The following is a 4,288-nucleotide window of genomic DNA, read 5'->3' as shown; positions in this document are numbered from 1 at the left end:
GGCGATGTTCAGGTCCTCGATCAGGGTCCGCCACGACACCCCGTCGACGGCCAGGTGGTGGATGATCAACGCCAATTGGTGTGTGGCACTTGCCCATACCGCGTTCACCATGACGCCGTCGGCCACGTTAAGCCGGGAGCGGGCCGCGACCAGCTCCGCGTCGGACAACGCCTCGACCGTCTTCAGGCAGTCGCCGGCCTGCACCGAGCCGGCCTCGGGCGCCTCGAGCGACCAGCCGCCGGCGCCGTCGTCCTGCACACGCAGCCGCAACATGGGGTGGCGATCCAGCAAGGCCTGCAGCACCACCGCCACGTCGTCGGCGCTCACACCCGCGGGGGCCGCCAACACCATGGCCTGGTTGAATTCGTCGATCGGGCCGTCGATGGTCTGCAGCCACCGCATGATCGGGGTGGCCACCACCTCCCCGATCCCCTCGTCGGCGGCGCCGAGCTCGCCGTCGACGGCCACCTCGGACACCCGCGCCAGGCGGGCCACCGTCTGCTCGACGAAGACATCGCGGGGCCGGCAGATCACGCCGGCCGCCCGCGCACGGGACACCACCTGCATCGACAGGATGCTGTCCCCGCCCAGGTCGAAGAACGAGTCGTCGACACCGACGCGCTCCACCCCCAGCACCTGGGCGTAGATGTCGGCCAGGATCTCCTCGATCGCGTCGGCCGGGGCCCGATACTCGCTCGCGGTGTATTCCGGCGAGGGCAGGGCGCGCTTGTCGAGCTTGCCGTTGCCGGTCAACGGCAAGGTGTCGAGCACCATCACCGCGGTCGGCACCATGTAGGGCGGGAGCCGGTCGGCCAGCTGGGCGCGCAGCGCCGCCGGGTCGGCGGTTCCGGTGATGTAGCCGACGAGGCGCTTGTCGCCGGGGCGGTCCTCGCGGGCGACCACCGCGGCCTGGTCCACTCCGTCCAGGCCGGCCAGAATCGCCTGGATCTCACCGAGTTCGATGCGATAGCCGCGGATCTTGACCTGCTCGTCGGCGCGGCCCAGGTACTGCAGCTGCCCGTCGGGACCCCAGCACACCACGTCGCCGGTGCGATACATCCGCGCCCCCGGGCCGCCGAACGGGTTGGCCACAAACCGTGAGGCCGTCAGTCCGGGCCGGCGCACGTAGCCGTGTCCGACGCCGCGACCCGCGAGGTACAACTCGCCGACCACCCCGGCGGGCACCGGCTGCAGCCACTTGTCGAGGACGAACATCGCCGCCCCGGCGATCGGGGAGCCGATGGGCACCACCGCAGATCCAGGTGTCAGCGGTGTGCTGATCGACGCGCACACCGTCGTCTCGGTCGGGCCGTAGGCGTCGATCATCACCCGCCCGGGCGCCGCCCACCGATCGACGACGTCGGTCGGGCAGGCCTCGCCGGCCACCACCAGCGCCGTGGACTCCAGGTCGTCGGCCGGCAGCATCGCCACCGCCGACGGGGTCTGGGTCAGCACGCTGACCTTCTCCGCGACCAGCAAGGCGTGGAAGTCCTGCGGGGAGGACGCCACCGATTCGGGCACCACCAGAAGCCGCCTGCCGCGCAGCAGCGCGCCGAAGATCTCCCAAACCGAGAAGTCGAAGGACGCGGAATGGCTTTGCGTCCATACGTTCCCGGGGGGCAGGGCGGCGTCGAGCGACTCGGTCAGCCACGTGACGTTGAGATGAGGGATGGCAACGCCTTTGGGGGTTCCGGTGGTTCCGGAGGTGTAGATGATGTAGGCGATGTTCTCGGCGGCCGGGTTCGGCAGCGCGGTGCCGGGTTGGCTGTCGATGGCGGGGTCGTGCACATCGACGACGAGGACGTCGTGGTCGTCCAGCCGCGAGCGCAGGTCCGCCGTGGTGATCACCGCGCTGGGTGCCGCATCGTCGAGCACGAAGTCCATCCGCGACGACGCGTGCGCCGGGTCGATCGGCACGTAGGCCGCCCCGGTTTTGAGCACCGCCAGCATCGAGACGATGGCGTCCGCGCACCGGGGGAACATCACCGCCACGCAGTCACCGGGGCCCACTCCGCGGCCGGCGAGCAGATGGCCCAACCGGTTCGAAGCCTCGTCGAGTTCCGCGTATGTCAGCGACTGGGTGCCGAACGTCACCGCCACCGCGTCGGGTGTGCGCTGCACGTGTTCGGCGAACGCCGCGGGAATCGACACCGGGGCGGGCACGGGCTCGGCCAATGCCGGCCGGTTGCTCCACCGGTCGATCAGCGCGGGCTCGCCGGGGGTGAGCAGATCGATCGACGACAGCGGCCGTTCCGGGTCGGCCATCATGGCCGCCAGGATCTGTTGCAGCCGGCCCGCCAGGTCGGCGACGCCGAAACTTGCGAACGGTTGACCCGGGCCCGCGGTGCTCAGGAAAAGTTGGTCACCGGCGCCGAGAAAGAACAAGCCGAAGTGCCCGACCGGGCCGTGGTTGGTGTACGACGCCGTCGCCGGCGAACCGGCCAGGTCCAAGGTCAGTCTCATCGGAAGGAAGTTGATCCCGACCCGGTTGGGGGCCTGACGCAGCCCGTCACCCTCGAGGGTGTGCACCGGGAAGCGCTGATGCTGCAGCAGTTCGCGGATCCGCTTGTCCACGTGCTTGCAGAAATCGGCGACCGTCGACTCGGGCTCGGTCGTCAGCACCAGCGGCACGACGCCGGCCAGCATCGCGGGAAGCGTCTTCGACTCCGGACGCACCCGCCGGCTGACCGGGAAGTCCAGCGCCACCTCCGAGCCGCTGCCCGACCAGCCGCGCACCAAAAGGGCGCAGGCGGCGGTGGTGACCGAAAACCGGCGGATGGCCAGCTTCTTGGACAGCTCCTTGATCCGGTTGGCGACGGAGGGGTCCAACTGGACCGACGCGGACGGTGAGTAGTGGTCTTGCTCACCGGCGGCATCGGGCAGCCGATCGACCGGTCCGCTCTCCGGCGGAAGGTGTTCGCTCCAATAGGCCTTGTCTTCGAGGTAGTCCTCGGAGGCCTCGTACTCGGACTCGAGGTCGACCAAGTCCTGTGCCGAACCGAAGTAGGCGTCGGGAATTGGCTTTTGCGCCACCATCGCGGAATAAATGGTTGCGACCCGGCGGCAAACCAAGGCCATGCCCAACCCGTCGATCGCAATGTGGTGGCAGCACCCAAACAAATAGAATTCCTCGTGCCCAGTTTGAAATAGCACGAATTTGAACATTTGGCCGTTCAACGGCATCGGCGTGCGCTGGATGGAGGACGACATCTCGCGGGCTTCCTGCACCGGGTCCGCCGCGGCCCTCAGGTCGTGAAACGTCAGCTCGACGTGGGGGTAGTCGATCGGTTTCTGGACGACCTGGCCGTCGACCTCGAAGAAGGAGACCCTGCCCGGTTCGGCCTCGCCGACCGCTTGGGTGATGGCCTGCTCAAAGGTATCGCGATGGACCGGGCCGTCGATTTTGACCAGGAGGCCCAGCTGCCACTGGGTACCGGCGAAGCCGGCTTCTTGGGATAGCCAGATATCGAGCTGCCCGCGAGTCAGTGGCAGCGTCCGGTCATCCCTCGCCATCGACTCCCCCAAGTCTCCACCCACCCGCCCCGTACCCCGGCTGGTTACTGGTCAAAACCCCGACCCGTTGCGAGCCTGTCCCGCAGGCTCTTCGGCCTGATATCGGGCCAATGCTGCTCGATGTACTCCAAACACGCAGCTCGGTCGGCTTCCCCGTGTACCACTCGCCAGCCCGCTGGAACATCGGCGAAGGCCGGCCACAAGCTGTGTTGCTCTTCGTCGTTCACCAGGACGAAAAAGCTGCCGTTGTCGTCGTCGAATGGATTGATGCTCACAATTCTCCAGATATACAAAGTGGACATGAGTGGAACAGGTCCAAACCATAGTTGAGCTGCAAGGCGCTCGCCCGTGGTTTGGAGAAAGTTCCCGGTGTGATCTAGAAGGCACTTGACGCCATCGAGTGATTGGTGTGCGGAGGGCCCCGATGCCCCTGAATGCGCTCGCAGTGACCTGCATCAATGCGCGATATCGCTATTGGGGCAGGCACATCCTTCGGCCGATGAAGTTATGGTGCTCGTCGACGCACAGCTTAGCCGAACCCGAGGCGGGCGCGGAAACCACCATGAGGCGGACGTGGCCGGCTTCGGGCTGGGGCCTTCGGGAATCTGGGGCCATCGCCGCCAGTGACACGTTACGTCCGCTGTGCTTAGGTGGTTGGGCGGCGCTGGGACGGGTGAGCGGGCCCATCGGTCCGCAAAATGCCGTTTACGCACGGGGTATGCATCACGATCCCGTATCGCGTTCACAAACTCCCTGATACGGAAGCGACGGGCGT

Annotated in this window: 2 protein-coding genes; both read right to left on the bottom strand. The window is 67.3% G+C overall.

The genetic code is table 11. The features are described 5' to 3' along the window. The coding region (locus Q0W90_RS23565) for an amino acid adenylation domain-containing protein (protein WP_297776997.1) at positions 1-3,513 on the bottom strand (3,513 nt) is incomplete at its 3' end. 44 nt (positions 3,514-3,557) lie between these two features. Beyond that, complete coding sequence (locus Q0W90_RS23560; protein ID WP_297600973.1) at positions 3,558-3,788, bottom strand: MbtH family protein; 231 nt, start codon at positions 3,786-3,788, stop codon at positions 3,558-3,560. Positions 3,789-4,288 lie beyond the last annotated feature (500 nt).

Origin of the sequence: Mycobacterium sp. (assembly GCF_025933915.1) — a bacterium.
GTDB lineage: Bacteria > Actinomycetota > Actinomycetes > Mycobacteriales > Mycobacteriaceae > Mycobacterium.
Note: the sequence above shows the minus strand (reverse complement) of the source record. Positions and strands in the feature narration are given on the sequence as shown.